Here is a 26394-nt window from a genome sequence, read left to right as displayed (position 1 = left end):
TCCATGACCCCGAAACAGATCACCGACGAGATATCCGTCAGCCCTCAAATCGACCCTGAAGACCTGGCGGACATCAAGGCGCTTGGCTTCAAATCAGTGATCTGCAACCGCCCCGATGGCGAAAGCCCGGACCAGCCCTCCTATGAGGAGATCGCAGCGGCAGCCGCCGCAGCCGGTCTGGAAATCCGGAACTTGCCGATCGTCTCCGGCGGCATGACGCAGCACGACGTCGATGCGTTCGCGGCGGCCATGGAAGATCTTCCAAAACCGGTCTTCGCCTACTGCCGAAGCGGCACCCGCTGCGCAACAGCCTGGGCCTTTTCCCAGGCAAAGACCCGGCCTGCTAACGAGATTTTGGAGCAGACCGCCGCTGCCGGATACGATCTCAGATCTCTTTTTGGACAATAACCAAGCCCGCCGTGCGTACGGTCGGTTCATTGCCGACCGCACGCCCACCGTCCGCCCATGACAATCTGGAGTGATGGAGGCATTCAAACGGGCGTGAACGCAAAGACAAACCCTTCATGACCCTTTTTGTCCGCTACTTTCCCATCCTGACTTGGGGCCGGACCTATGACCGTGAAACCGCAACCAGCGATCTTGTTGCCGCGGTCATCGTCACCATCATGCTGATCCCGCAGTCCCTGGCCTATGCGCTGCTGGCCGGCCTGCCCCCGGAAGTGGGGCTCTACGCCTCGATTTTACCGCTCGTCGCCTACGCCATTTTCGGAACCAGCCGGGCGCTGGCCGTCGGCCCGGTCGCCGTCGTGTCCCTCATGACAGCCTCGGCGGTCGGCGAGCTCGCCCAGCAGGGCACCCCGGAGTATCTCGGGGCTGCGATCGCGCTGGCCTTCCTGTCCGGCCTGATGCTGATGGTGATGGGCTTCCTGAAACTCGGATTTCTCGCCAATCTGCTCAGCCACCCCGTGATTTCCGGCTTCATCACCGCGTCCGGCCTTCTAATTGCCTCCAGTCAGCTCAAGCATATCCTGGGAGTCCCGGCACAGGGTCATACGCTCTACGACATCCTCCTGTCGATCGGGAGCCATATCGCGGACGTCAACTGGATCACCCTTGCCATCGGCGCCACCGCGACCGCGTTTCTCTTTTGGGTGCGCAAGGGACTGAAGCCACTCTTGATCGGTCTGGGGCTGAAGCCCTTCTGGGCGGATATCGTGACCAAGGCCGGCCCGGTTGCCGCCGTTGCCGCAACCACTCTGCTCGCGGCCCTGCTCGAACTTGGCGAAGAAGGCGTGCGCCTTGTGGGAGATATTCCCTCGGGTCTGCCCATGCCGCAATTGCCCCCCTTAGACAGCCAGCTTTGGCTGGACCTTGCGGCCCCAGCGCTGTTGATCTCGGTGATCGGCTTCGTCGAATCCGTGTCCGTCGCCCAGACGCTCGCAGCCAAGAAGCGGCAGCGCATCGATCCGGATCAGGAATTGATCGGGCTGGGCGCGTCCAACGTCGCATCGGCCATTTCCGGCGGCTATCCGGTGACCGGCGGTTTCGCCCGCTCCGTGGTCAACTTCGACGCCGGAGCCGCGACCCCGGCGGCCGGCGCATTTACCGCCATTGGCATAGCCGTCGCCACGCTGTTTCTGACCCCGCTCCTCACCAACCTGCCGCAGGCAACCCTCGCCGCGACCATCATCGTCGCGGTCCTGTCGCTGGTTGATTTCGGCGCGATCAAACGCACCTATGCCTATTCGAAGAGCGACTTTTCCGCCATGGCGGCAACAATCGCCATCACGCTGTTCTTCGGGGTCGAGCAAGGTGTTGTGACCGGTGTCGCCCTGTCCATCGCGCTGTATCTCTACCGGTCCAGCCGTCCGCATATGGCCATCGTCGGCGTTGTGCCCGGATCGGAGCATTTCCGAAATATCGACCGGCACACCGTTGTCACCGGCAGCAAGGTCCTCACCTTGCGGGTCGATGAGAGCCTGTTCTTCGCCAACAGCCGCTATCTGGAGGACCGGATTTATGCGCTGGTCGCCGACCGTCCGGCAATCGAGCATGTTGTGCTCATGTGCCCGGCGGTCAACGAGATTGACGCCAGCGCCCTGGAAAGCCTGGAAGAAATCAATCACCGCCTGTCCGACAGCGGGGTCACCTTTCACCTGTCGGAGGTGAAAGGACCGGTGATGGACCGTCTGCAACGGACCGATTTTCTCGATCACCTCACCGGTCAAGTCTTCCTCAGCCAGTATGAGGCCTTCCGCACCCTCGATCCGCTAACGGCCCATGTCGCCGAATCCCATACCCCGAAGAAAAACGCCCAGTCCGATGTTTGGAGCGGCCCAGTCATCTGACTTGATTTTGAAGAACGCCCCTGTCATCCACGGGCCATGAGCGTTCAACATCCCCATTCCGGCCGGCTGCAGGACCGTTTCCGCCCCGGTTCCAGCGGACAGCTTGCGGTCGTGTTCTCGCAGGTTCGGGTCCCGGCCGGAAGGTTCGGGCTGGAACGCTTGTTCGCCGCCACGCGCCACGGATGCCTGTTCTTGAACGACACGGAAAACGGCTGGTATCTCGGGCTGGAGCGGGACATCGACGCTGCGATCGATCGCGCGGTTTCCACGGCTGCGCCGGGGCGGATCATCTATTATGGATCATCGATGGGCGGAACAGCGGCCTTGGCCACCGGGCTCCGCCGCCGCGATGGCACCGTTCATGCCTTTGGCGCCGAATTGCGCCCAGGACGCCCGGGTTCGCAGAGCGCGCGGTATGGCGTTCCGCCCGATGACAGCCGCTTCCCGGACTTTTCGGGGTTTGACGCGCCAACAGCCGATGGCAATTTCCATCTTTACTACGGTTTGTTTGACGGAACGGATGCGGCCAATGCCGCCTATGCCGCGCAGCATATGCCGCAAGCAAGCCTCCATGGGCTGTCCTCAAGTCACGCTGCTCACGACCATCTCTACAGTCTCAATGTGATCCGCCGCCTCATCACGACCTTCAACAGGGATCCGGCGGTTGAACTTGCCGCCAAACATCTGGTCTATCCCGGCGGCATGACGGATGCGGCCATGTTCGGCGCGGCGCAGGAGGCGTTCAGCGCCGGGGACCACGTCCCGCCGGGCCGCCTCGCGGCCGCTCCCGGTTTCGCGCGCAATCCCGGTATCCGGCTGCTTCATGCCGAAGCCCTTGGGCGCGCGGGGGATCAGGCAGGCATGATTGTCGCGCTCGGCAATCTCGACCATGCGATCGAAACCCACGATATTTGGGGCAAGCTGCCGAAGCGCTGGAGAAAACAGATCCCGCTGCGGCGGGTCGAAGCGCTCGTGGCCCTTGGCCGGTGTTCCGAGGCGCGAGAGGCCCTTGCTCAAACCTGCAAACGTTTTCCAGTGGATGAAAACATGCGCAAGCTCTCCCAAGCGCTCGATCTGGCACTGGGAGATGTCCCGGGGCCTATTGACCCGCCGTGTTGATCACCGGCGGGATTTCGCGGCAGAACCGAAACACTTTCGGCTGCTTCTCACCGTCCTGCACGACCAGCAATTCATCCCCGCGTTTGCGAACCGTGACCATCCCCAGCGCGCTCGCGCCAGTGTCAAGCCGGCAGTTCATCGCGGCGCGCTGCGCACCTTGGGGCCTTTGTTCCGCGCCATAGACCTGGCAAATGCGTGTCGGGGTTTCCATCAAGCCCCGGTGAATGGCGACGACCTGGCCGGGAGGGCCGCGATCGATCCGCGTCAAGACCGCGCAATCGGCCTCAGCCCCGATCCAGATCCCTTGCGCGAAGCCCGCAAAGCGCAAATCCAGGACCTTGCCCTCCAACAAGGGCGGCGAGGGCCGGACGGACAGCTGCCGGTCGCCCTTTGCCGCGAGAACCGGACCCACAAGGATAAGACTCAGAAAAACTCCAAAGCATGGCCCCAACCTGCGCAAGGTCACGACGCCCCTCCATCTGCCCTCTTTGGCCCGGACGATAGCCAACCCCAAACCGAAACGAGCCGGAGTTTTGCCGGAAATGGGCTTTGACGCAACGAAAAGCGACCAGGCATGTCCGGACCGGACCAAGATCGGCGCCCCGGGCCGCCTCGGCACGCTTTCCCGAAACCTTACCGCGCGCGCCGAATTTACGGCAATTTCGTCAAGTTTTGCGCGGAATTGACTTGAATTTTTCGAACAAAAATAGAACATTAGTGGAATGAACCGAGACACCGCCGCCGCCAGCGGACCGATCCAGCTTGATGACCCCTTAACGGACGGGCGTCAGTCCGGGCAAGCCTCGCTGATTTGGCGCGGAACCTCACGGCTCTTGCGTCAATGGGACTTTGTTTGCCTGCCGGAACTGACACTCGCCTCGGGTCGGCGGGCGGATCTGATCGGGCTCGGGCCACGCCATGAAATCTGGATCGTCGAGGTGAAATCCTCCATTGCGGATTTTCGGGCCGACAACAAATGGCCGGATTACCGGCACCATTGTGACCGCCTTTTTTTCGCGACATCTCCGGACGTACCGCCTGATATCTTCCCGGACGAGGCCGGCCTGATCGTGTCAGATGGGTTCGGTGGACTGGTGCTGCGCGAAGCCCCCGAGCACAAACTGCCGGCAGCGACCCGCAAGGCCGTCAGCCACCGTTTTGCCCGGACTGCGGCCGCGCGTCTTCACGACCTGATGGATCCCGAGGCGCGCCGTATCTTGTCTGGCGGATAGCGAAATCCAGCGGCCTCGATCTGCGTAAATCCTCCGAAGACAAAAAGGTCAGCGGAATTGCAATGAGCGGAACAGCCCTCCAGGTGGTCTGGTTCAAACGGGACCTGCGGATTGAGGATCATGCCCCGCTCGCCCGCGCGGCGCGGCGCGGTCCCGTCCTACCGCTCTTTGTCGTCGAACCGGATTTGTGGGCGCAGCCGGACATGTCCGCCCGGCACTATGCATTCCTGACCGAATGTCTGCGTGCTCTGCGCGAGGATCTCGCCGCGATCGGTCAACCGCTTGTGGTCCGGACAGGAAGCGTCGTCGAAACGCTTTCCCACATTCATGCGAGCGATCCTGTCGGCGCACTCTGGTCGCACGAGGAAACCGGCAATGCATGGACGTATCAGCGCGATCTCAAGGTCGCCGCCTGGTGCCGGGAAAACGGTGTTCCGTGGCATGAGGACCGGCAAACGGGCGTGATCCGGCGTCTTGGCTCGCGCAACGGCTGGGCCGGCCGCTGGGACGATTTCATGGCAAAGCCCGTGATCGGCGCTCCGGTCCTTCGCCCTTTGCACGACCTTGAAGCGGGCCGAATACCCTCCGCCAACGACCTTGGGCTCGCCCCCGACCCCTGCGAGGAGCGGCAGCCCGGCGGACGCTGTGACGGGCTGGGGACGCTGGAGAGTTTTCTGTTCCACCGCGGCAAACCCTATCAAAAAGCCATGTCGACACCCGTGACCGCCTTTGACGCATGCTCACGGGTCTCGCCCTATCTGGCATGGGGATGCCTGTCCATGCGGGAGGTCGCACAGGCTGCATATGCGCGCCAACGGGAGTTGAAACAATCCTCAGAACCCGGCGTCACCCAATGGCGGGCGGCCATGCGGTCTTTTTCCGGCCGCCTTCACTGGCATTGCCACTTCGTGCAGAAGCTGGAAGACGAACCCCGGCTGGAATTCGAAAACCTCCACCGGGCCTATGATGGCCTGCGCCCTTCCGAACCCGATCCCGCGCGATTGGCGGCCTGGCAGGCGGGCGAAACGGGGCTGCCCTTTGTCGATGCCTGCATGCGGGCGCTGACCGCGACAGGCTGGATGAATTTCCGCATGCGGGCCATGCTGGTCGCCGTTTCCAGCTATCACCTGTGGCTCGACTGGCGGCAACCGGGCCTGCATCTGGCACGCCTTTTCACCGACTATGAGCCAGGCATCCATTGGCCTCAGGTCCAGATGCAATCCGGAACCACCGGCATCAACACAGTGCGTATTTACAATCCGGTCAAGCAGGGCAGGGACCAGGACCCGGACGGCGCCTTCATCCGGCGATGGGTGCCGGAGCTTGGCGAGATCGACGCGCGGCATCTGCATGAACCCTGGACCGCTCCGAATGCCGGACGTGTGCTCGGCAAGCGCTATCCTTTCCCGCTCGTCGATCACTTGAGCGCGGCCAAGGACGCAAGGGAAAAGGTATGGGGCGTGCGCAAAGGCGCCGAATTCAGATCGAGCGCGCAATCGATCCAGGGAAAACACGGCAGCCGCAAGAGTGGCATTCCCATGCGCGGCCGCGAGAAAACGCCGCGCCGGAAAAAACCCGCACCAGATGCACAGCCCGACCTGTTCGATCGGATCGGCCCCGCCTCATGAAAATGCGCAAGAAATCCGACCTGCCGCAAAAAACCTGCCAGACCTGCGGCCTCCCCTTCGCCTGGCGGAAAAAATGGGCCAAGGACTGGGAAAACGTGCGCTATTGCTCCGACCGCTGCCGGCGCGAGCGCCAAAAACGGCCCGGCTCCACTACCGGCTGATCGCCTTCACATCCTCCATGATCGACCGGGACCACGCGATGGCGTCATGCTCGCAAAGCCGGTTGAACATGGCTTGCCACCGGTCCCGCCGCTCCTCCATCGGCATGGTGATGGCGGTCTGGATTCCGGCGGCGACCTCTTCGGCCGAATGCGGGTTCACGATAACCGCCTCCGGCATTTGCTCGGCCGCGCCGGCAAAGCGCGACAGGACAAGCACGCCAGGATCCTCGGCGCGTTGTGCGGCAATGTATTCCTTGGCGACAAGATTCATGCCGTCGCGCAACGGCGTCACCAGACCGACACGGCTGGCACGGTAGATCCCGGCGAGCGCCCGGCGGGGAAAGGACTTCGTGAGGAACCGCACGGGTGTCCAGTCAAGGTCGGCGAACCGGCCATTGACATGACCTGCCAACAATTCCAGCTCGCGGCGGATATCGATGTAGGCATCCAGCTCCGATCGCGATGGCGGCGCGATCTGCATGAGCGACAAACGTCCCCGGTTTTCCGGATAATCCTCCAGAAGACGTTCATAGGCGCGGAACCGTTCCGGCAGGCCTTTCGAATAGTCGATCCGGTCGACGCCGATGATCTGCTGACGGCCGCCCATCAGCTTTTCCAGGCGGGCGATATGCCGGCGGGCATCCGGCGACATGGCCAGCTTGGAAAACGCATCCGCGTCGATGCCGATTGGATAGGCCCGGGCGGTCACCACCCGGCCACCGATGCGCAGTTGATTATCGCCGATATCGGTCGCACCGGCTTCCTCAACCGCAAACCGCTTGAAGTTATGCGCATCCCGATGGGTCTGGAACCCGAGAAGGTCGTAGGCCAGCATCGCCCGGCAAATCGACTTGGCATTGGGAAGCGCGGCGAGAATTTCCGGAGCGGGGAACGGAATGTGCAGAAAAAAAGCCATCGGGTTCTGCACATTCATCCCGCGCAGATCTGCAGCGAAGGTCAAGAAGTGATAGTCGTGGACCCAGATCACGTCTTCCGGTTCGATCAAGGGCCCGAGACGGGCGGCAAACCGCTCGTTCACATAGCGATAGGTTCTTTCAAATTTCCGGTTGAAGTCGGCCAGATCCAGCCGGTAGTGCAGCACGGGCCAGAGCGTGCGGTTCGCATAGCCGGCATAGAACCCATCATAATCTTCCCGGGTCATGTCGAGCTGCACCATCTGGACGGAGCGCGCGCGGGTTTTTTTCAGGGTCGAGAATGTTCCCTCGTCGCTGACATCACCGCTCCAACCGAACCAGATCCCGCCTGTCTGGCTAAGAGCATCGACAAGGGCGACCGCAAGCCCCCCGGCCCGGCCGGTATCCTTAAGCGGCCCGACCCGGTTCGATACGACGATGAGACGTCCCATTCCTTTTCCTCCCGCTTTGTGGACAGACCGTATCAGGAGGACACGGCGCGCGGCAAACCGGCGACCGCTGGCCGTTGCGCAAACAAGGCTGGTGGGAGAGACAGGAGACGTGGCAGCCGTCTCTAGATCACGCTCTCCCAGCCTTTGCTCAGCCGGACGGCACCGTTGATGATACCGACCATGGAATAGGTCTGCGGGAAATTGCCCCAAAGCTCCCCGGTCGACGGCGTCGTGTCTTCAGACAATAGCCCGACATGATTGCGGCAAGACAACATGGTTTCGTAAATCTCGCGCGCCTCATCCGTCCGCCCGATCCGCGCCAGGGCATCGATGTACCAGAAGGTGCAGATGTTGAAGGCGTTTTCCGGCGCGCCGAAATCATCCGCCGCATGATAGCGGAAGAGGTGATTTCCGCGCCGGAGCGTTTCACCAATCTTGTCGACGGTCGCGATGAAGCGTGGATCTTTTGCCGGCAGAAAGCCGACTTCCGCCATGAGAAGCAAGCTGGCATCGAGATCGCTGCCTTCGAAACTCTCGACGAAAGCGCCCACATCCGGGTTCCAGCCACGTTCGCAAATAACCCCGTGGATCTTTTGCGCCCGTTCGCGCCAATAGGTCGCGCGGTCAACCAATCCGAATTGGTCGGCGATTTTCGCGATCCGGTCACACGCCGCCCAGCACATCAAGGAAGAAGAGGTATGAACACGGGCACGGGTTCTCAATTCCCAAATTCCGGCGTCCGGTTGGTCGTGCATCGCAAAGGCGCGCTCGCCGACCTGTTCCAGCCGGCGGAAATCTTCCAATCCCGGTTGGTGCAAAAGCCGCTTGTCGAAATAAGCCTGGGCGGCCCCGAGGACGATGTTGCCATAAACATCATGCTGGAAGTGCTCGTAGGCCTGATTGCCGACCCGCACAGGTCCGTTGCCCCGATACCCCGGCAGATCCGTGATTTCCTCGATCAGTTTTTCTTCCAGCCCGATCCCGTAAAGCGGCTGGACGTGGCCGCCATTGGTGACGGCCGCGATATTGTTGAGATAGCGCAGATAATTCTCCATCGTCTCCATTTCGGAGAGGGAGTTCAGGGCGCGAATCACGAAGAACGCATCACGCAGCCAGCAATAGCGGTAGTCCCAATTGCGCTCGCTTCCGGCCGCTTCCGGAATGGAGGTCGTCGCCGCCGCGATGATCGCGCCCGTTTCCTCATAGGTGCACAATTTTAGGGTGATCGCCGCCCGGATGACGGCTTCCTGATACTCAAGCGGCAAGCTCAACCGGCGGGTCCAGTGGCGCCAATAGACTTCCGTGTTTTCCTCGAAATCTCGCAGGATCTTGTCGGGATGGTCGGTGAGCGATTCATCCGGCCCGAGATAAAAGGACAAAGGACCGTCGAGAAGAAACGGGGTTTCCTCGCGCACATAGGTCACGGAGGCATTTGTGGTCAGCCGCAAGGTCGTGCCGTTTCCCACCCAGCGCACATGGTTGGAGCCGAACGTGATGTCCGGCACCCGCTTGCCCCAGGCGAACCGGGGACGACAGCGAACACGGATGCGCGGATGACCGGCAAGCGGGCGGACACGGCGCACCACAGCATTCGGCCGGAACATGCGGCCCTTTGCGGTGAAGCGGGGCGCGAAATCCGTTATCTCGATGGCATTGCCCTGCCCGTCGAAAATTCGGGTCTTCACGATGGCCGTGTTCGGAACATATTCCTGCTCGGACCGCACGGCCCCGTTCAGCTCTATCGCAAAGGCCGCGTCGCCTTCCTCGCCAATGGTTCCCAGCAGCGAATGAAACACCGGATCGCCGTCAAAACGCGGCAGGCAACACCAGACAAGAGTGCCCATCTTGTCAATCAGCGCCGCAATCGAGCAGTTGCCGATCATGGCAAGATCGAGCGAGCTTTCAGATTTGACCGGAGAGGTCCAGGACATGACTCAATGCTCCAAAGCAAGAAAATTGCTGGTCAGCCAGGCGTGAACCGCCGGGACAGAAGACAGCCGATAGTGCGCACAGGTCTGCCCCATGCCAACCTTGACCCCCAGTCCACCAAGACGCTGGGCGGCAGCGAGGCCGTCTTCGTCCGTTACGTCGTCGCCGATGAAAACGGGTGTCCGGTCCTTGAAGGGCGCATGCGCCATGAATGCCTCAACCGCGCGCCCCTTGTCGGAGGTGGCCGGCTTGGCCTCGATCACCATCTTGCCTTCGACAAGGTGCAAGTTGTCGAGACCGGCAACGGCTTCCTGCATGACGCCCCGCACATCCTCCTCGCGGTCCGGGTTGGCGCGATAGTGCACGGCGAGCGCGACGCCCTTGTTCTCCAGGAAAACACCGTTCGTCAGCAAGTCGGAGGCTTCCAGATCGGCCTTGAGCTGCGCAATTGCACCGGTCGGCTTGTCGCGAATGATATCGGCACCAACGGCCTTGCGGTGTTCCAGACCGTGCAGGCCTGCGGCCGGCAGCTGCAACGGATCTAGAAAATGGTCGATCTCGGCAATTGGCCGGCCGGATATGACGGCGACCGCCCCATCGAGGCACACCTGAAGACGGGAGAGCGTGTCGACCACACCGGGCGAAACGGCAACTTGCTCTGGTCTTGGCGCCAAGTCGACCAATGTTCCATCGAAATCAAGGAACAAAGCCATGTCCGGCCGAACGTGCGGGGGTGTTTCCATGAAACCGTCCGGTGTCTGGAAAGGCCAACTGCGGGTATCAAGCCAACCTGCGGGCCCTGATGATCTCGGGACCTCTTTAACAAAATGCGCAGTAAAGAAAAGCGGCGGCTGCCCAATAGCAGCCACCGCATAAAATTTAATCACACAAAGAGGTTCACCAGGCTTTCCAGATACTCCTGGCGGCCCGATACCGGTTGTGGTTCGAGATGTTGGCCATGAACCCTTTCGGCCAGCGCCTCCAGCGATGTTTCACCTCTCAGGATCGCGGCGTTTTCCGGCTTCTGCCATCCGGCGTAGCGCTCATGAACGAAACTCTTCAACCGCCCATCCTCGATCATCTCAGCCGCCGCTTTCAGACCACGGGCGATCGCGTCGGCGGACCCGACATGGGCCTGAATAAGATCAACCGGATCAATCGACTGGCGGCGCAGCTTTGCGTCGAAATTGGTCCCGCCGGACGTGAACCCGCCCGCCATCAGGATCTCGTAATAGGCCAGCGCCAGTTCGGGCACATTCATGCCGAAATGGTCGGTGTCCCAGCCGCATTGATAGTCGTTCCGGTTCATGTCGACCGACCCGAAAATCCCCAGCGAGTGGGCCATGTGGAGTTCATGCTCGAAGGAATGCCCGGCCAGGATGGCATGGCCCTGCTCGATGTTCATCTTGACCTCGGTCTCAAGACCGTAGGCCTTCAGAAAGCCGTAGACCGTCGCGACATCGTAATCGTACTGGTGTTTTGAGGGCTCTTGCGGCTTGGGCTCAATCAGGATCGCGCCGCCGAACCCGATATTGTGCTTGTACTCCACCACCATGCTGAGGAATCGGCCAAGCTGATCCAGCTCCTGTTTGATATTGGTGTTGAGCAGCGTTTCATAGCCTTCGCGCCCGCCCCATAGCACATAATTCGCACCGCCGAGCCGGTGGGTGACGTCCATCGCGTTCTTCACCTGCGCGGCCGCATAGGCAAAGACGTCCGGATTGGGATTGGTCGCAGCTCCCGACATGTAGCGCCGGTTGGAGAACATATTGGCCGTGCCCCAAAGCAGCTTCACGCCGGTTTCTTCCATCTTCCTCTGGAAAATGTCGGCGATCGCGTTCACGTTGGCGTTGCTTTCGGCCAGCGTATTGCCTTCCGGCGCAATGTCCCGGTCGTGAAAGGTGAAGAACGGCATTCCGAGGATCTGGAACATCTCGAAGGCAACATCGGCCTTCAGTCTCGCCTGTTCCATCGGGTCGCCGCCCGCCGCCATCCAGGTCCGCTGGAAGGTGTCGCCGCCGAAAGGATCCGTTCCTGGCCAACAGAAATTGTGCCAGTAGCACACGGCAAAGCGCAGATGATCCTCCATGCGCTTGCCAAGGATCACTTCATCCTTGTTGTAGTGGCGGTAGGTCAGCGGGTCGCGGCTGTCCGGCCCGGCATAGGGGATCGGAGCGAGGTCGCCGAAAAATCCGGTGCTCATGGGAAAGTCTCCTTAAAAACCGGCGGTCTTGAAAGCCGAATAGAGAGGGCGCCAACGCTGATAAGCGCCGGCGTAGGATTGAGTGAGCGCTGCCTTTGGCTCGATTGTGCCGGACAGGGGCGGTTTGGCGAAAAGCCCGTCCGCCGTGCCCAGGGCTGCGGCCTGTCCAAGTCGGGCCGCGCCGAGCGCCGCACCAAAATCGCCATCGGCGGGCACATCCACCGGAACGCCAAGGACCGCGGCAATGATTTCCAGCCAGGTTTGAGACCGTGATCCGCCCCCGACGGCCATCAGCCGTTCGACCTTGGTGCCGGCCACCTCTAGGGCTACCAGGCAGTCTTTTAGGGCGAATGCGACGCCGTCCAGCACGGCATGGGTGAGATCTTCGGGCAAGGTTTCGTGCGAAATCCCGGCAAAACCCGCCCGAATGGCCACATCATTGTGCGGCGTGCGCTCCCCTGCGAGATACGGCAGAAAAACAACATCCGAAGGCCGGCCGACCGCGCCCAGCGCGCCGGTCAATTCAGACGGGCTCTTGTTCAAAGTCCGGGCCAACCAGTTCAGGCTGTCAGTTGCGGACAGGATCACCCCCATCTGGTGCCAGGTTGCGGGAACAGCATGGCAGAAGGCGTGAACCGCATTGTCCACGTTCGGCGAGAACCGGTCATTGGTGACGAACAGAACGCCGGACGTACCCAACGAGACGAAGGCCGAGCCGGGCTCGACGGCCCCGATCCCGCAGGCCGATGCCGCATTGTCCCCGCCACCGCCGGCAACGACGGGACGGCCCGTCATGCCCCACCGGGTGCAAAGCTCTGGACGCACTTGACCGGACGGCGCCAAGCCTTCGACAAGACGCGGCATATGTGTCCGCGACAGACCGGTCGCCGACAATAAATCGTCGCTCCAGTCCCGGGCCGCAACATCCATCCAGAGCGTGCCGGCACTGTCGGACATGTCGCCCACATGCTCGCCGGTGAGTTTTAGACGCACATAATCCTTGGGCAGGAGGACCTTCACGGTCTTTTCGAAAATGCCGGGCTCGTTCTCCCGCACCCATTGAAGTTTGGGCGCGGTGAAACCGGGCATGACCCTGTTTCCGCCAAGGCTGAGGAATTTCGGTTCTCTTTCCTCAAGATCGGCGCATTGCGCCGCGGACCGGCCGTCATTCCACAAGATGCAGGGGCGAAGCGGCATGTCATCGGCGCCAAGAAGGGTCGCTCCGTGCATATGACCGGACAAGCCAATCCCCCGGACGGCCGCCATCTTGTCGGGATGGCTTGCCGCGATCTGGTCCATGACGGTTTCAACAGCACGCCACCAGCTCTGCGGATCCTGTTCGGACCATCCCGGATGCGGGCGATTCACACTGAGGCCAGCGGTGGCAGACGCCAAAACGGCCTGATCATCATCAATCAGGATTGCCTTGACCGAACTGGTCCCGATATCGAGGCCCATAAACATGAGGTGCGCCCCTCAAACACTTGCCAAAAAGAGCCGGCCCATGGGCCGGCTGTTTGAAATTCATCCGCCGTCCGGTTCCTATTCAGGCCCGATGACTAACCGAGCGCCGTGTCATCGACCAAGGCGCCCGGCCCCGGCGTTGCGTGCGGCGGGCACTTGCCGAGAATGATCATGCCAAGCACGTCATCGTCACTGACCTCATGAGTCAAAGCCGTTCCGACCAGTTGGCCGTTTTTCATGACAGCAATCCGGTCACACAGTTGGAACACATCGTGGATGTCGTGGCTGATCAGGAAGATCCCGAGCCCTTGCTTCTTCAGTTCCTGGATCAGTTCGGCCACCATCTGCGTTTCGTGAACACCGAGCGCGGCGGTCGGCTCATCCATGATCAGGATGCGCGCGTTGAAATAGACCGCCCGGGCAATCGCGACCGACTGGCGCTGGCCGCCCGACAAGGCTTTCACCGGCGCGCTGAATTTTTTGAAGTTCGGGTTCAGCTTGCCCATGATTTTGCGGGTTTCGGCCTCCATCGCATCATCGTCGACGAAACCGAAAGGTGTGGTCAGTTCCCGTCCCAGGAAGAGATTGGAGGCCGCATCGAGATTGTCCGCCAGCGCGAGCGTTTGATAGATGGTTTCGATGTTGTGCGTCCGCGCATCCCGCGGGCTGTTGATGGTCACAGGCTTGCCGTCGATCCGGATCTCGCCGCTGTCGGCCTTGTAGGCCCCGGAGAGGATCTTGATCAACGTGGACTTGCCGGCGCCATTGTGACCGAGCAGGCCGACGACTTCGCCAGGATGCAGATCGACCGAAACGTGGTCGACCGCACGCACCCCGCCGAAGGAGATGCACATGTCTTTCATTTCAACGAGAGGGGCTGTCATCGCTTCACTCCCCCGTGCGCTTGCGATAGATGATGTCGATCAGGACGGCGATCACAAGGACAACGCCGACCACGATGTTTTGAAGGGGCGCGTCTACGCCGACCATGGCCATGCCCGACTGAAGCGACTGCATGATCAACGCGCCCAGGATCGCGCCATAGATCGTGCCAATGCCGCCCGACAAGGCGGTGCCGCCAATCACGGCGGCCGCGATCACACGCAGCTCGTCAAGCGTCCCGATGTCATTGGTGGAGAACCCCAATCGGGCGGAGGCGACAGCACCGGCGAGGGCGCAGAGCCCGCCCATGATGGCGAACACCTTGACTGTCAGAAAGCGGGTATTGATGCCGGACAGTTCGGCCGCGTCCGGGTTGCCGCCCGCAGCGAAAACATAGCGGCCAAGACGCGTCCGCTGGGCAACGAGGGTCATGATCACGGCAACGGCAATCAGCAACAGCACGGAGAAGGGAATGCCATAGCCCATGGTCATCCCATCCGGCAGCGTTTCGCCGCGGGCCTCGAACATGCGCTCCAACCGGCGTTCAGGGATTTCATAGGCGTTCAAGGTGGCGACGAAACCGAGAATGGATGCGCTGACCAAACCGCTGATCGTCAGTTCCGCCCAGAAGGGCTTGACCGGAAAGCCATGGGCCGCACGGCGCCTGCGGGCCACATATTGAAGGGAAAGGGCAGCCAGAACCGCGACGATGCCAAAGACCCAGGACCAGGTTTCTCCCATGGTCCCGCCAATGCCGCCGATTTTCGTGAAGTTGGCGTCAAGCGGACCAATGGTTTGACCGTTGGTGATGAACCAGGCGACGTTTCGCCAGACCAGCAACCCGCCAAGCGTGACGATGAACGCGGGGATAGCCAGGTAGCCGACAAGCCAGCCGTGGAACGCGCCGATCAGAACGCCAGCCACGACACCCACCAAAATGGTGATGGGAAGCGTCAGCGGGTGGTTCAAGCCCAGCCCCAGCCATTCCGGCGTCACGACCGTCTGGGTCATGGCCATTATCGCGGAACAGGTTGCCAAGAGCGAACCGACCGACAGGTCGATATGCCGGGTCACGATGATGAACACCATGCCGGTGGCCATGATGGCGACAGATACGGTCTGGATCGTCAGATTGAAAATGTTGCGCGGTGTCAGGAAAGCGCCGTCGGTCACCACGTTGAATGCCAGGCACAGCACAACAAACGCGCCAATCATTCCGAGCAGGCGCGTATCCAGTTGCAGCGCGGCAAACATGGTTCGTGCCGTCGGGGCCGGGGACCCGGACAGGGCGGAATCGGACATGGACAATGCTCCTTGCATGAGACCCGGCGCGCAGGCAGCCGGCTGTCTCCTTCCGGGTCGAGGCGGAGCCCGCACTCAAGCCGCTGGCGGACCTTCACATGCGTGAGGCCCGCCAATAGTCAGGGTTGATCAGTTACAGGGAGCCGGACCGTTTTCGACGCCCTGGCACAGCGCGGATTGTTCGATCCACCCGGCATCGACCACAACGGTCAGGTTGTCGGCCGTGACCGGCACCGGCTCGAGGAAGCGCGCAGTCAGCTCAGTGCCGGCGGGAGACGTCCAGCTCTGGGCCCCATCAATATCGGACATAGACGCGCCACCGGCCAAAGCCACCGCGATTTCACCGGCAGCCGTTCCAAGGTCGCGGGCATCCTTCCAGACCGATACGGTTTGCGTGCCTTTGGCCACTCGGTTCAGCGCGGCATGGTCGCCATCCTGACCGGAGACCGGAATGCCTTCCATCCCCTGAGCCGTCAGGGCGGCCACGACGCCACCGGCCGTTCCGTCATTGGAAGCGACAACGGCATCGACATCGTTGTTGGCGGCGGTCAGGATCTGCTCCATGTTCCGCTGGGCGTTCGCCGGCAACCAGCCATCGGTATAGGCTTCCCCGACGATCGTGATCTTGCCACTGTCAATCGCCTCCTGAAGCACTTCCTGCTGGCCGCCGCGCAGGAAATCCGCGTTCGGGTCGGTGGGCGAGCCCTTGATCATAACGTAGTTGCCTTCAGGCGCCGCTTTCAGCACTTCGCGCGCCTGCATGCGTCCGACTTCAACATTGTCGAAGGTCAGATAAAACGCCCGCGGATCCTCGATCAACCGGTCGTAGCCGACAACGGGGATGCCTTCATCGGCGGCGGCCTGGACCGCGGGACCGATCGCTTGGGCATCTTGAGCCAAGATGATCAGGGCATCGGCCCCCTGGGCAATCAAGGCTTCGATATCGGACAATTGCTTTGCGGATGAGCTTTGCGCATCCGCGGAAATGTAGGTGGCGCCCGCGGCTTCCAGGGCCGCCTTGATGGCCGCCTCGTCGGTTTTCCAGCGCTCTTCCTGGAAATTGGACCAGCTTACCCCAACGGTGATGTCTTGTGCTTGAACGGCTGTGATGGCGGATGTGGACAGAAGCGCCCCTGCCAGAAGTACGGCGATCTTGCGCATAACGGTGTTTCCTCCAAGTGGCCCGGTTCGATCAATGGGCCTTTTTGATTTCGTCGCCCGCAGATGATCCGCGAAAGGATCCTGCGCAGACGCCCGGCTTCTTATTTTTTTCGACGTCCGAAAAAAAGTTGCTCTAAAGCGCGGCTACTGTCAACATGGTTTTGAAAAACGTTGGGGCCACCGACCAAAAACGGCCCCAACCACCAAAGACCGGGACAACCCGGCATGGGTGAGGAAACAGCGAGGGCGATACGCGCGCATGTCACGCAAGGCGGACCGCGACCAGATCCGGCGGCAAAACCGGGCGATTATCCTACAGGCGCTGCGGCGCCAGGGCCCGATGGCCCGAATCGATCTTGGCCAGATCACGCAGTTGAGCCCGGCGACAGTGACGGCGATTACCTCCGATCTGCTCGATCAAGGCCTGATCGAAGGAATTGAGGCGGACGAGCCCAAAGGCCCTCAAGGGCGCGGCCGCCCGCGTTCGATGCTGCGGCTCAACCCGGATGCCGCGTGCGTCATTGCCATCCGATTGTCCGTGAACAGCATCGAGATGGCCCTCGCCAATTTCACCGGAGAAACGTTTTTCACCAAACGCGCGGCCTTCAACAGCGCGGCAGCCGATGCCAAAAGCTTTCCGCCCATCCTGATCGCCGCGATCCGATCCTTCCTGGAGGACGCCAAACTCTCACCGGACAAGGTTCTGGAGATTGGCATCGCAGCCCAGGGGGTGGTGGAGACCGAAACGGGCCTGGTCGCCTGGAGCCCGGCCTTTTCGGGACGCAAGATCCCGATCGTTCAGCCTCTTTCGGAGGCCTTTCACGCCGATTGCGCGCTCTCCAACGATACGAACATGATCACCGAAGCCCTGCACTGGTCGGATCCGGACCGCTACAGCGGGACATTCGCCGTCGTGATGCTCGACTATGGTGTGGGCATGGGTCTCTATCTCGACGACCATTTGTTCTCCGGCGCAAATGGGACCGCGGCGGAGTTCGGACACGCGAATCACATCCCCGGGGGCGCCTTGTGCCGCTGCGGCAAGCGTGGATGCCTCGAAGCGTATCTTTCCGACTACGCGCTGGTTCGGGCCGCGGATGGCCTTCCGGAAACGACGTCACCCGATGGCATCGCGGCCGGTCAATCGGGGCTTGCCACCCTGATTGACCGCGCAAAGGCCGGCGAGAGCGGCGCCTTGCAAGCCTTCCACCAAGCGGGAACCGTTCTGGGCTATGGTCTCGCCCGCATCGTGGCCTTGATCGATCCGAAACGGATCGTCCTGACCGGAGCGGCTGTCCGGGCGTTCTCGTTCATGGAAGAGGGCATGAAATCGGGGCTCGAGGAGGCGCTCGTGGCCGATCTTCGGCAGAATTTCGAGATCGATGTGCTGCCCTGGAAAGAAGACTACATCCGGCGGGGACTGATCGCCCAGGCCATGGAGCGGCTCGACCGTGGCCACACCGGCGAAACGGCGCATGGCAGACCCGCGCGCGGCTCCTACCCCAAGGAAGGAGCGCCGGCATGAAACATGCCCTCTTTCTGACGGGAATTGTTCTGTTCGCCAGCGCCGCCATGGCAGATGATGCGCCACCCTGGTCGGAAAACATTCTCGACCGCCCGCTCAACTTCGAGAAGCTGGCCAGCCAGGATACGGCCGCCATGGAATTGCTGATCAGCCACGGCGAACGGCTGTTTATCGGCAAGTTCACGACGGCGGACGGCGCGGGACGGCCGGCAGCCACTCAGGCCATCGTGCCGACGAAAAGGCGCCGCCCCTCGCCGCTCACGTTTCAGCGCCTCGCCGGTCTCGACGCAAACTCCTGCGCCTCCTGCCATCATGATCCGGTCGCCGGTGCCGCCGGGGACTTCACCACCAACGTTTTCGTCTCCGAAGGATTTGAAAGTGCGGATTTCGAGACGATCGATCCGCAGTTTTCCAACGAACGGGGCACCACAGCGCTTCAAGGCGCCGGCCTGATCGAACTTCTGGCCCGTGAAATGACCAAGGAGCTGCGTGACCAGCGCAGGGACGTGGCGCACCTTGCCCGTTCGACCGGCACGGCCCAAACAATTGACCTTTCGGCGAAAGGCATCTCGTTCGGGCGCCTGACCGCTCATCCGGACGGCTCCCTCGATGTCCACGAGATCGAGGGCATCGACCCGGATCTCACACTGAGGCCGTTCAGCCAGAAAGGTGTTTTCACGTCGCTGCGCCAATTCACCGTCAACGCGCTCAACCATCATCACGGCATCCAGGCCAGCGAACGGTTCGGGGCCGTCTGGACGGGGACGGACGATTTCGACGAAGACGGCCTAGCGGCCGAGATCACCGAAGGCGATGTGTCTGCTCTGGTCGTCTGGCAAGCCACACTGGCCACCCCTGCGCGAAAGCAGATCATGCCAGAGATCTGGGCACGGGCCGCGGAGAAAGGCGAGCAGCAGTTCGGCGCGATCGGCTGCGCGCAGTGCCATGTCCCTGCCCTGCCTTTGGACAGCCTGATTTTCGAGGATCCCGGGCCCTATGAAACCGCTGGCACGCTGCGGCCCGGCGATGTGACTGACGGGATTCACATGGACCTGGCCACGCTCGATTGGGTGAAGGCCTTGGACCGGGATGAGCAAGGACGTGTTCTTGTGCCGCTCTTCGGAGACCTGAAACGTCACAAGATCGCCGATGCCGCCCAGGACCGGCTTGGAAACGAGTTGTTGAGCCAACGTTTCGTGCCGCGCGACGAGTTCCTCACCGCGGAACTGTGGGGCGTTGGCAGCACGGCCCCCTACGGTCATCGCGGCGATCTCACGACCCTCGATGAAGTCATCCGGGCCCATGGCGGGGCCGCCACGGCCGCCCGAAAAGCCTATGAAACTCTTCCGGAAATAGAGCGGGAATCGATCATCGCGTTTCTGCGTAGCCTTGAGATCCCTCAATGACACCGTGCCGTGTATCACCTGCCGCCGTATGGCTCCGGCGATCGGCGCTGGCCGCCGCGCTCCTCGCCGGCCCGGGCCTCGCCCAAGCCGACACGAGACCAACCTCACTTGCGCCGGTGCCCGCCTTCCTGGACGAAACCGGAACCGCAGGCATCGCGCATCGCTACGACGGGCCATGGGAGTATTTCGTCGGCGGCGGCACCGCCGTTTTCGATTGCGATGGCGACCGCCGGCCCGACATCTTTCTTGCCGGCGGCGAGAACCGGGCAAGTCTCTATCGAAACCGAAGCGAGTCGGGCGGGCCGCTGACCTTCGAACTCACGACGACCGGGGTGCCCGAACGCCAGATGACGCGGGTTCTGGGAGCCTATCCCCTGGATTTCAACAACGATGACATTCTTGACCTTGCGGTTCTACGGCTCGGTGAAAACCTTCTGCTCGCGGGCCAGGGGGACTGCCGGTTCGAGATCGCCAACCGGGCACTCGGTTTTGACGGCGGCCGGGAATGGACCACATCCTTTTCAGCCGTTTGGGAAACGGGAGAGACTTTCCCGACCCTCGCTTTCGGCAACTATGTGGACCGTTCGGCGCCGGGCGCACCGTGGGGCACCTGCCACGACAATTTCCTGTTCCGTCCCAATGGCGCTCTGGCCCCCCGTTACCCGGAGGCCTTTCGGCTGTCGCCCGGCTATTGCGCGTTGTCGATTCTGTTCACCGACTGGAACCGGTCCGGCGAACCGGCGCTGCGAATGTCCAACGACCGGCACTACTACCGCGATGGGCAAGAACAGCTCTGGGCCGTGCCAGCCGGCCGTCCGCCACGGCCCTACCGCGCGTCGGATGGCTGGCGGACGGTCAGGATCTGGGGCATGGGCATCGCCTCCATCGATCTGAACGTGGACGGGTTTCCGGAATATGCCTTGACGAGCATGGGCGACACGAAGCTTCAGATGCTTGACGACGAAGCCGACGAGACCCTGCCGATCTACCGGGATATCGCCTTCGATACCGGCGTGACCGCCCATCGGCCCTATACCGGGGACGATTTGCGGCCATCCACCGGCTGGCATGCCGATTTTCAGGATCTCAACAATGACAGCCTTTGGGACCTGTTCATCGCGAAGGGCAATGTCGAAGCGATGCCGGATTTCGCGGCCTTTGATCCGGACAATCTTTTGCTGGGACAATGGGACGGACGGTTTGTCGAGGTCGGAGATAGCTCAGGTCTTGCCAAGGATAGCCGGGGGCGGGGGGCCGGGCTTGCCGACTTCAATCTCGACGGCCTTCTCGACGTGATCGTGGTGAACCGGTCCGCGCCGGTCAGCCTGTTCCGGAATGTCGGCCGCGGCGATGCCAACCAGACCCGTCCGCTTGGGAACTGGCTGGCCATCGACCTTCGCCAGCCCGGCCAGCCGAACACCCGTGCCGTTGGCGCAAAAGTGAGCGTGAAAATTGGCAACCGGACCGTGACACGGGATGTCCTGATTGGCGGCGGCCACGCCTCGGGTCAGATGGGTTTTCTCCACTTCGGCCTTGGTGTATCGGAGCGAGCCGAGGTCCGGGTGCGCTGGCCGGATGGCGACTGGAGCCACACCTACCGTGTGTTCGCCAATCACCATGTGATCATCGAGCGCGACGCAGCCGAGGTCCGGTTGTGGATGGCCCCCTGAACCGATCGCGTGCTTCGTGGACCGCGCGGCAGGCTCCGGACGTTGGTTCTCCCTCGTTTGCGGAGGGCGAACCGCCTGCCTGCATTGCGCGCAAGTGCTCCGGGTGACGCTCTCCTGATCGATGAAACCCGGCGTTCGGGCCAGGCCCTTCGGCAATCCTTTGGTCTTTCCCGGCTTGATTTGGATGCTGCCGGTATTTTCAGCACATGCCTATATTTTTCATAAGGCATTGGAATAGCGATACATTATTTCATGAGTGTTTTACTCATAAATATTCACTCTCCAAAAATATTTGACTAATTGATCAAATTTTTTTCTCATGAAATCGACAGCTGCCTCGCAAAATGAAGGTTGCGTCAAGAAACACCAATCGCCATTCCTTCCGGAGGTCTTGAATGACCCAATCCAACCGCGCACCCGATGTGGCCGCGGGCCGCCTGTCCGATGAGGACTACGCCCGCAATTTCGCCGATCTGCACCCACTTCTCAGCCCGCATGAGGCCACGGTGGAAGCGGACCGGTGCTACTTCTGTTACGATGCTCCCTGCGTTCAGGCCTGTCCGACCAGCATCGACATTCCGCAATTCATCCGCCAGATCTCGACCGGCAACCCCACCGGGTCGGCGAAAACGATCTTCGACCAGAACATTCTGGGTGGCATGTGCGCCCGTGTCTGTCCCACAGAAACGCTGTGCGAACAGGTCTGCGTGCGGGAGGTCGCCGAAGGCAAGCCCGTCAAGATCGGCCAGCTTCAGCGCTATGCCACTGATCACTACATGTCGGAAAATGACATGACGCCCTTCACCCGCAAAGCCGAAACCGGCAAGAAGATCGCGGTGATCGGAGCCGGTCCCGCCGGTCTTGCCTGTGCGCATGCTCTGGCGGTCGAGGGGCACGACATCGATATCTACGAAGCCCGGGAAAAAGCCGGCGGCCTGAACGAGTACGGCATCGCGACCTACAAGACGGTCGATGACTATGCGGCGAAAGAAGTCGGCTTCATCCTGTCGATTGGCGGCATCACATTGAAAACCGGTAAGAAGCTGGGCGAGAATGTTCACCTTGCCGAGCTTCGGGCCAGCTATGACGCCGTGTTTCTCGGCATGGGCCTTGCCGGGGTGAATGCCCTCGGCCTGGCGGATGAGGACACGGATGGAGTTCTCGATGCCGTCGATTACATCGCCGATCTGAGACAAACGAAAAACTACGCGGATCTGCCCGTTGGCCGGCGCGTCGTGGTGATCGGCGGCGGGATGACCGCAGTTGATATCGCGGTCCAGACCAAACGCCTCGGAGCAGAGGATGTCACAATCGCCTACCGGCGTGGGCAGGACCGGATGAATGCCAGTGAGTACGAACAGCATCTGGCCCAGACCAACGGGGTCAAGATCCTGACATGGGCCCAGCCGAAAGAGCTTGTCGCGGAGAACGGGCACATCACCGCCATCGACCTCGAACGGACGCGGGATGACAACGGTGCTCTGGTGGGCACAGGCACCATCATCCGTCTGCCGGCCGACATGGTGTTCAAAGCGGTCGGGCAAACCCTTGTCCAGACCGACTTGAACGGCTCGGGACCCAACATTCAGATCGAAAAGGGCCGCATCGTGGTTGATGCCGACCGGAAGACCAGCCTTGAAGATGTCTGGGCGGGCGGCGACTGCATCCTTGGCGGGGAAGATCTGACCGTGGCCGCTGTCGAGGATGGCAAGATCGCCGCGGCCTCCATTCACCGCGCGCTCAGCGCCTGATTCTCATTGCTTGAAGGAGATCCCGTCATGGCTGATCTGCGCTCGGACTTTATCGGAATCAAATCCCCCAATCCGTTCTGGCTGGCCTCCGCTCCGCCCACGGACAAGGAATACAACGTTGTCCGCGCCTTCAAGGCCGGTTGGGGCGGCGTTGTCTGGAAGACGCTCGGCGAAGACCCGGCGGTGGTGAATGTCAACGGTCCGCGCTACGGCGCCATTCATAGCAAGGACCGGCAACTGATCGGGTTCAACAATATCGAACTGATCACGGACCGGCCGCTGGAAATCAATCTCCAGGAGATCAAGCGCGTCAAACGCGACTGGCCGGACCGGGCCATGGTCGTCTCGCTGATGGTTCCTTGTGAGGAACAGAACTGGATCGACATTCTGAAGAAAGTCGAGGATACGGAAGCGGATGGCATCGAGCTGAACTTCGGCTGTCCCCATGGCATGAGCGAGCGCGGCATGGGCTCGGCCGTTGGTCAAGTGCCCGAATACATCGAGATGGTGACCCGCTGGTGCAAAAAGCACACGCGCATGCCCGTGATCGTGAAACTGACCCCGAACATCACCGACATCCGCAAACCGGCCCAGGCCGCGAAGAATGGCGGAGCCGATGCGGTGTCCCTGATCAACACGATCAACTCGATCGTCGGTGTCGATCTGGACGCCATGGCGCCAACCCCCACCGTCGATGGCAAGGGCGCACATGGCGGGTATTGCGGCCCGGCCGTGAAACCGATCGCTCTCAACATGGTTGCCGAGATTGCCCGCGATCCCGCCACCCACGGCTTGCCGATCTCCGGAATTGGCGGCGTGACAACCTGGCGCGACGCGGCCGAGTTCATGGCGCTCGGCGCTGGCAACGTCCAGGTCTGCACCGCCGCGATGACCTACGGCTTCAAGGTGGTTCAAGAGATGATCGAGGGCCTGAAGGACTGGATGGACAGCGCCGGGTACACCTCGACCGACCAATTCATCGGCAAAGCGGTTCCCAACTGTTCGGACTGGCAGCACCTGAACCTGAACTACATCGCGAAAGCGAAAATCAATCAGGACCTGTGCATCAGCTGCGGACGCTGCCACATCGCCTGCGAGGACACCTCTCATCAGGCAATCACCAACATGGTCGACGGGGTGCGCAAGTTCGAGGTGATCGACGCGGAGTGTGTCGGCTGCAATCTGTGTGTGAATGTCTGCCCCGTTGAAGACTGCATCACCATGGAGCCGATGGCTGCCGGCGAGATCGATCCACGCACCGGCAAGCGCGTTGATCCGAACTACGCCAACTGGACCACCCATCCGAACAATCCGATGGCCGTTCGCGAAGCCGCAGAGTAGGACGGATCCCACAAGCTTTATGCGCCGCCCGGTCCATGACCGGGCGGCATATGCTCTGCCTGCCCTGATTTCTGACCCGCTGCCACCCTCGGTTCCCGCTGTTTGGTCCGTCGGGTATGTCATCTTTATGGCAACGGACACGGGCTTCGCCTCACGGGAAGCGACCCGCATTCGAACCGGACCGCCCCCAGCTCCGATCCGGCGCCCGGCGCAAAACGCCCGCCGGCAGCCCAATATCCTTGACCCGGTTCGGAACAATCCCTGACCCGATTGGATCGCTTCACGATCTATCGGAGCAGGGCAACTCTCTATAATTTTTTGGAATTGTGTTTGTTTTCCCGGTCAAACTGGAGCGTATCGCTTCAAGCTGACCGGGAAACGGTCTGACAGCCCCAAAAGGATCGCTGGCCAGACCTTTTCGCCGCGGAGCCGCCGCCTTTACATTTTATCCGTGACGACCGTTGTCGTTGCCCCTTCCGGCGCTGCGGTGATCACCGGATCGGAACCGCCAGCCAGGAGCGTGTCAACCGTGCGCTGATACGCATCCATGTCGAGGACGCCGGTCGAACCATCAACGAGCTTGTTGATCTCGCTAACCATGCGCACCTGGTGTTTTTCGGTCTGCGCGCCCGTCGCGTCGTTTTCCAGCACGATGTCCGCAGCCTCTTCCGGGTTCTCGGCCGCATAGGCCCAACCCTTCATGGACGCACGCACGAACCGCGCCAGCTTGTCGACCATTGCCGGGTCTTCAAGGCTCGACTCCAGAACATAAAGGCCGTCTTCCAAGGTCGCCACGCCCTGATCTTCATACTTGAAAACGACCAGCTCTTCGGCCGGGATGCCGGCGTCGATCACCTGCCAATATTCATTGTAAGTCATGGTCGAGATACAATCGGCCTGTTTTTGAAGCAAGGGATCGACGTTGAACCCCTGCTTGAGAACGGTTACCCCACCGTCGCTGCCATCGGTCGGTATGCCAAGCTGGCTCATCCAGGACAGGAACGGGTATTCATTGCCGAAGAACCAGACCCCGAGCGTGCGGCCGCGGAAATCTTCCGGCGAGGTGATGCCGGTTTCCTTTCGGCAGGTCAGCATCATGCCCGACTTTTGGAACGGCTGCGCGATGTTGACCAGCGGCACGCCTTTTTCACGCGAGGCCAGAGCGGACGGCATCCAGTCGACGATCACATCGGCGCCGCCGCCGGCGATCACCTGAGGCGGCGCGATGTCCGGGCCGCCCGGCTTGATCGTGACATCCAGGCCTTCTTCCTCATAAAACCCTTTGTCCGCGGCCACATAATAGCCGGCAAACTGTCCCTGTGTGACCCACTTCAGCTGCAAGGTGAGCTCATCCAGGGCATGGGCCGGTCCGGCGATCAAGCCGGCCGAGACAGCCGAGGCCGCCGCCCATGTTTTCCATTTCGCGAGTGCCATTCCCCTTCTCCTCATATTGGCCTGACGGACAGGCGTTCTGTTCTTCACCAGAAGGCGCCAGAAACCGGGCGCAAGAGACCGAGCGCAAGAAGCCGGCCGGACGCGGATCCTTCATCAAATCCGCGTGCCAGGCCAGCCGATGTCCTGCAGATCTTCGTTGACTGTGGGGTCCCACCGTCACGATCCCTGACCATCTGGTCAAGAAAAGGTAGGAAACTGCCGAGCAAATGGTCAAGGCGATAATTTGATCAAATGGCGAATTCAGACGCCTAATCTCGTAGCGCCAGCCTGTCAGGCAACGGTCAGGCGATCTTCCTGGCGTTAGAATGCAAAAAACCGCCCAAGAAGGATCTTGGGCGGGTGAATTGGTCTGTTGATCATTAGGTTTTAAGTTGAAGAGTTTTTTTCTGTCTTTAGCGGGCCTGGCGGCGACCTACTCTCCCGCGTCTTGAGACGAAGTACCATTGGCGCTGGAGCGTTTCACGGCCGAGTTCGGGATGGGATCGGGTGG

At 61.4% G+C, this 26394-nt stretch carries 21 protein-coding genes and 1 rRNA gene; 11 read left to right on the top strand and 11 right to left on the bottom strand.

Annotated elements, in window-relative coordinates:
• The first annotated feature begins 3 nt into the window (after nucleotides 1-3).
• The 3 genes from F0184_RS17795 (at nucleotide 4) to F0184_RS17785 (ending at nucleotide 3428) form a co-directional block, all read left to right on the top strand.
• Nucleotides 4-408: a protein tyrosine phosphatase family protein gene (locus tag F0184_RS17795; RefSeq protein WP_150497563.1), complete on the top strand. Its 405-nt coding sequence runs from the start codon at nucleotides 4-6 to the stop codon at nucleotides 406-408.
• A gap of 116 nt (nucleotides 409-524) precedes the next feature.
• Nucleotides 525-2309 carry a SulP family inorganic anion transporter gene (locus tag F0184_RS17790; protein ID WP_150497562.1) on the top strand — a complete coding sequence of 595 codons (1785 nt, stop codon included), beginning with the start codon at nucleotides 525-527 and terminating at the stop codon, nucleotides 2307-2309.
• 36 nt (nucleotides 2310-2345) lie between these two features.
• Nucleotides 2346-3428, top strand: a complete 1083-nt coding sequence (locus F0184_RS17785) for an alpha/beta hydrolase (RefSeq protein WP_150497561.1) — start codon at nucleotides 2346-2348, stop codon at nucleotides 3426-3428.
• On the opposite strand, the gene F0184_RS17780 is transcribed toward F0184_RS17785, so the two are convergent.
• Nucleotides 3409-3894, bottom strand: coding sequence for a hypothetical protein (locus F0184_RS17780; protein WP_150497560.1), 486 nt, complete (start codon nucleotides 3892-3894; stop codon nucleotides 3409-3411). The two genes, F0184_RS17785 and F0184_RS17780, sit on opposite strands and share 20 nt — an antisense overlap.
• A 256-nt stretch (nucleotides 3895-4150) precedes the next feature.
• Here F0184_RS17780 and F0184_RS17775 point away from each other — a divergent pair, with 256 nt between their 5' ends.
• The 3 genes from F0184_RS17775 to F0184_RS17765 all read left to right on the top strand — a co-directional run bounded on the left by F0184_RS17775 (nucleotide 4151) and on the right by F0184_RS17765 (nucleotide 6449).
• Entirely contained in the window at nucleotides 4151-4660 is a 510-nt protein-coding gene (locus F0184_RS17775) for an MmcB family DNA repair protein (protein WP_150497559.1), read from the top strand.
• Between the two features lie 62 nt (nucleotides 4661-4722).
• Nucleotides 4723-6288 carry an FAD-binding domain-containing protein gene (locus F0184_RS17770; protein ID WP_150497558.1) on the top strand — a complete coding sequence of 522 codons (1566 nt, stop codon included), beginning with the start codon at nucleotides 4723-4725 and terminating at the stop codon, nucleotides 6286-6288.
• Nucleotides 6285-6449: a DUF2256 domain-containing protein gene (locus F0184_RS17765; protein WP_150497557.1), complete on the top strand. Its 165-nt coding sequence runs from the start codon at nucleotides 6285-6287 to the stop codon at nucleotides 6447-6449. The genes F0184_RS17770 and F0184_RS17765 overlap by 4 nt, the downstream gene beginning before the upstream one ends.
• Here the strand turns inward: F0184_RS17765 and F0184_RS17760 are convergent.
• From F0184_RS17760 to xylF, 8 genes are all read right to left on the bottom strand, one after another.
• Entirely contained in the window at nucleotides 6439-7815 is a 1377-nt protein-coding gene (locus tag F0184_RS17760) for an alpha,alpha-trehalose-phosphate synthase (UDP-forming) (protein WP_150497556.1), read from the bottom strand. The two genes, F0184_RS17765 and F0184_RS17760, sit on opposite strands and share 11 nt — an antisense overlap.
• Nucleotides 7816-7937: 122 nt before the next feature.
• Nucleotides 7938-9746, bottom strand: coding sequence for a glycoside hydrolase family 15 protein (locus tag F0184_RS17755; RefSeq protein ID WP_150497555.1), 1809 nt, complete (start codon nucleotides 9744-9746; stop codon nucleotides 7938-7940).
• 3 nt (nucleotides 9747-9749) lie between these two features.
• The gene (gene otsB / locus F0184_RS17750) at nucleotides 9750-10487 is read right to left on the bottom strand and encodes a trehalose-phosphatase (RefSeq protein WP_150497554.1); all 738 of its coding nucleotides are present in this window, start codon (nucleotides 10485-10487) and stop codon (nucleotides 9750-9752) included.
• Between the two features lie 140 nt (nucleotides 10488-10627).
• A complete protein-coding gene (gene xylA, locus F0184_RS17745) occupies nucleotides 10628-11947 on the bottom strand; it encodes a xylose isomerase (RefSeq protein ID WP_150497553.1) in 1320 nt (439 codons plus the stop codon).
• A gap of 12 nt (nucleotides 11948-11959) precedes the next feature.
• Nucleotides 11960-13411 (bottom strand): xylulokinase, encoded by a 1452-nt coding sequence (gene xylB / locus F0184_RS17740; RefSeq protein WP_150497552.1) that lies wholly within the window; start codon nucleotides 13409-13411, stop codon nucleotides 11960-11962.
• Between the two features lie 95 nt (nucleotides 13412-13506).
• Nucleotides 13507-14274, bottom strand: coding sequence for an ATP-binding cassette domain-containing protein (locus F0184_RS17735; RefSeq protein ID WP_150497600.1), 768 nt, complete (start codon nucleotides 14272-14274; stop codon nucleotides 13507-13509).
• Between the two features lie 25 nt (nucleotides 14275-14299).
• Entirely contained in the window at nucleotides 14300-15595 is a 1296-nt protein-coding gene (locus tag F0184_RS17730; RefSeq protein ID WP_150497551.1) for a sugar ABC transporter permease, read from the bottom strand.
• Between the two features lie 129 nt (nucleotides 15596-15724).
• Nucleotides 15725-16756 (bottom strand): D-xylose ABC transporter substrate-binding protein, encoded by a 1032-nt coding sequence (xylF, locus tag F0184_RS17725; protein WP_150497550.1) that lies wholly within the window; start codon nucleotides 16754-16756, stop codon nucleotides 15725-15727.
• A 259-nt stretch (nucleotides 16757-17015) separates the two neighbouring features.
• Here xylF and F0184_RS17720 point away from each other — a divergent pair, with 259 nt between their 5' ends.
• The 5 genes from F0184_RS17720 (at nucleotide 17016) to preA (ending at nucleotide 24449) form a co-directional block, all read left to right on the top strand.
• The gene (locus tag F0184_RS17720) at nucleotides 17016-18281 is read left to right on the top strand and encodes an ROK family transcriptional regulator (RefSeq protein WP_150497549.1); all 1266 of its coding nucleotides are present in this window, start codon (nucleotides 17016-17018) and stop codon (nucleotides 18279-18281) included.
• Nucleotides 18278-19687 (top strand): di-heme oxidoredictase family protein, encoded by a 1410-nt coding sequence (locus tag F0184_RS17715; RefSeq protein WP_150497548.1) that lies wholly within the window; start codon nucleotides 18278-18280, stop codon nucleotides 19685-19687. The genes F0184_RS17720 and F0184_RS17715 overlap by 4 nt, the downstream gene beginning before the upstream one ends.
• Entirely contained in the window at nucleotides 19684-21357 is a 1674-nt protein-coding gene (locus tag F0184_RS17710; RefSeq protein ID WP_150497547.1) for a CRTAC1 family protein, read from the top strand. Before F0184_RS17715 ends, F0184_RS17710 begins: the two co-directional genes overlap by 4 nt.
• Nucleotides 21358-21752: 395 nt before the next feature.
• Complete coding sequence (locus tag F0184_RS17705) at nucleotides 21753-23108, top strand: NAD(P)-dependent oxidoreductase (RefSeq protein WP_150497546.1); 1356 nt, start codon at nucleotides 21753-21755, stop codon at nucleotides 23106-23108.
• Between the two features lie 27 nt (nucleotides 23109-23135).
• Complete coding sequence (gene preA, locus F0184_RS17700; protein WP_150497545.1) at nucleotides 23136-24449, top strand: NAD-dependent dihydropyrimidine dehydrogenase subunit PreA; 1314 nt, start codon at nucleotides 23136-23138, stop codon at nucleotides 24447-24449.
• A 438-nt stretch (nucleotides 24450-24887) separates the two neighbouring features.
• Here preA and F0184_RS17695 read toward each other — a convergent pair whose 3' ends face one another.
• Nucleotides 24888-25883 (bottom strand): ABC transporter substrate-binding protein, encoded by a 996-nt coding sequence (locus F0184_RS17695; protein ID WP_150497544.1) that lies wholly within the window; start codon nucleotides 25881-25883, stop codon nucleotides 24888-24890.
• 420 nt (nucleotides 25884-26303) lie between these two features.
• A 5S ribosomal RNA gene (gene rrf / locus F0184_RS17690) occupies nucleotides 26304-26394 on the bottom strand; the annotation flags it as partial.

The sequence above is a fragment of the Roseibium aquae genome, from assembly GCF_008711285.1.
Classification (GTDB): domain Bacteria; phylum Pseudomonadota; class Alphaproteobacteria; order Rhizobiales; family Stappiaceae; genus Roseibium; species Roseibium aquae.
This window is presented reverse-complemented; position numbering and strand designations above follow the sequence as displayed.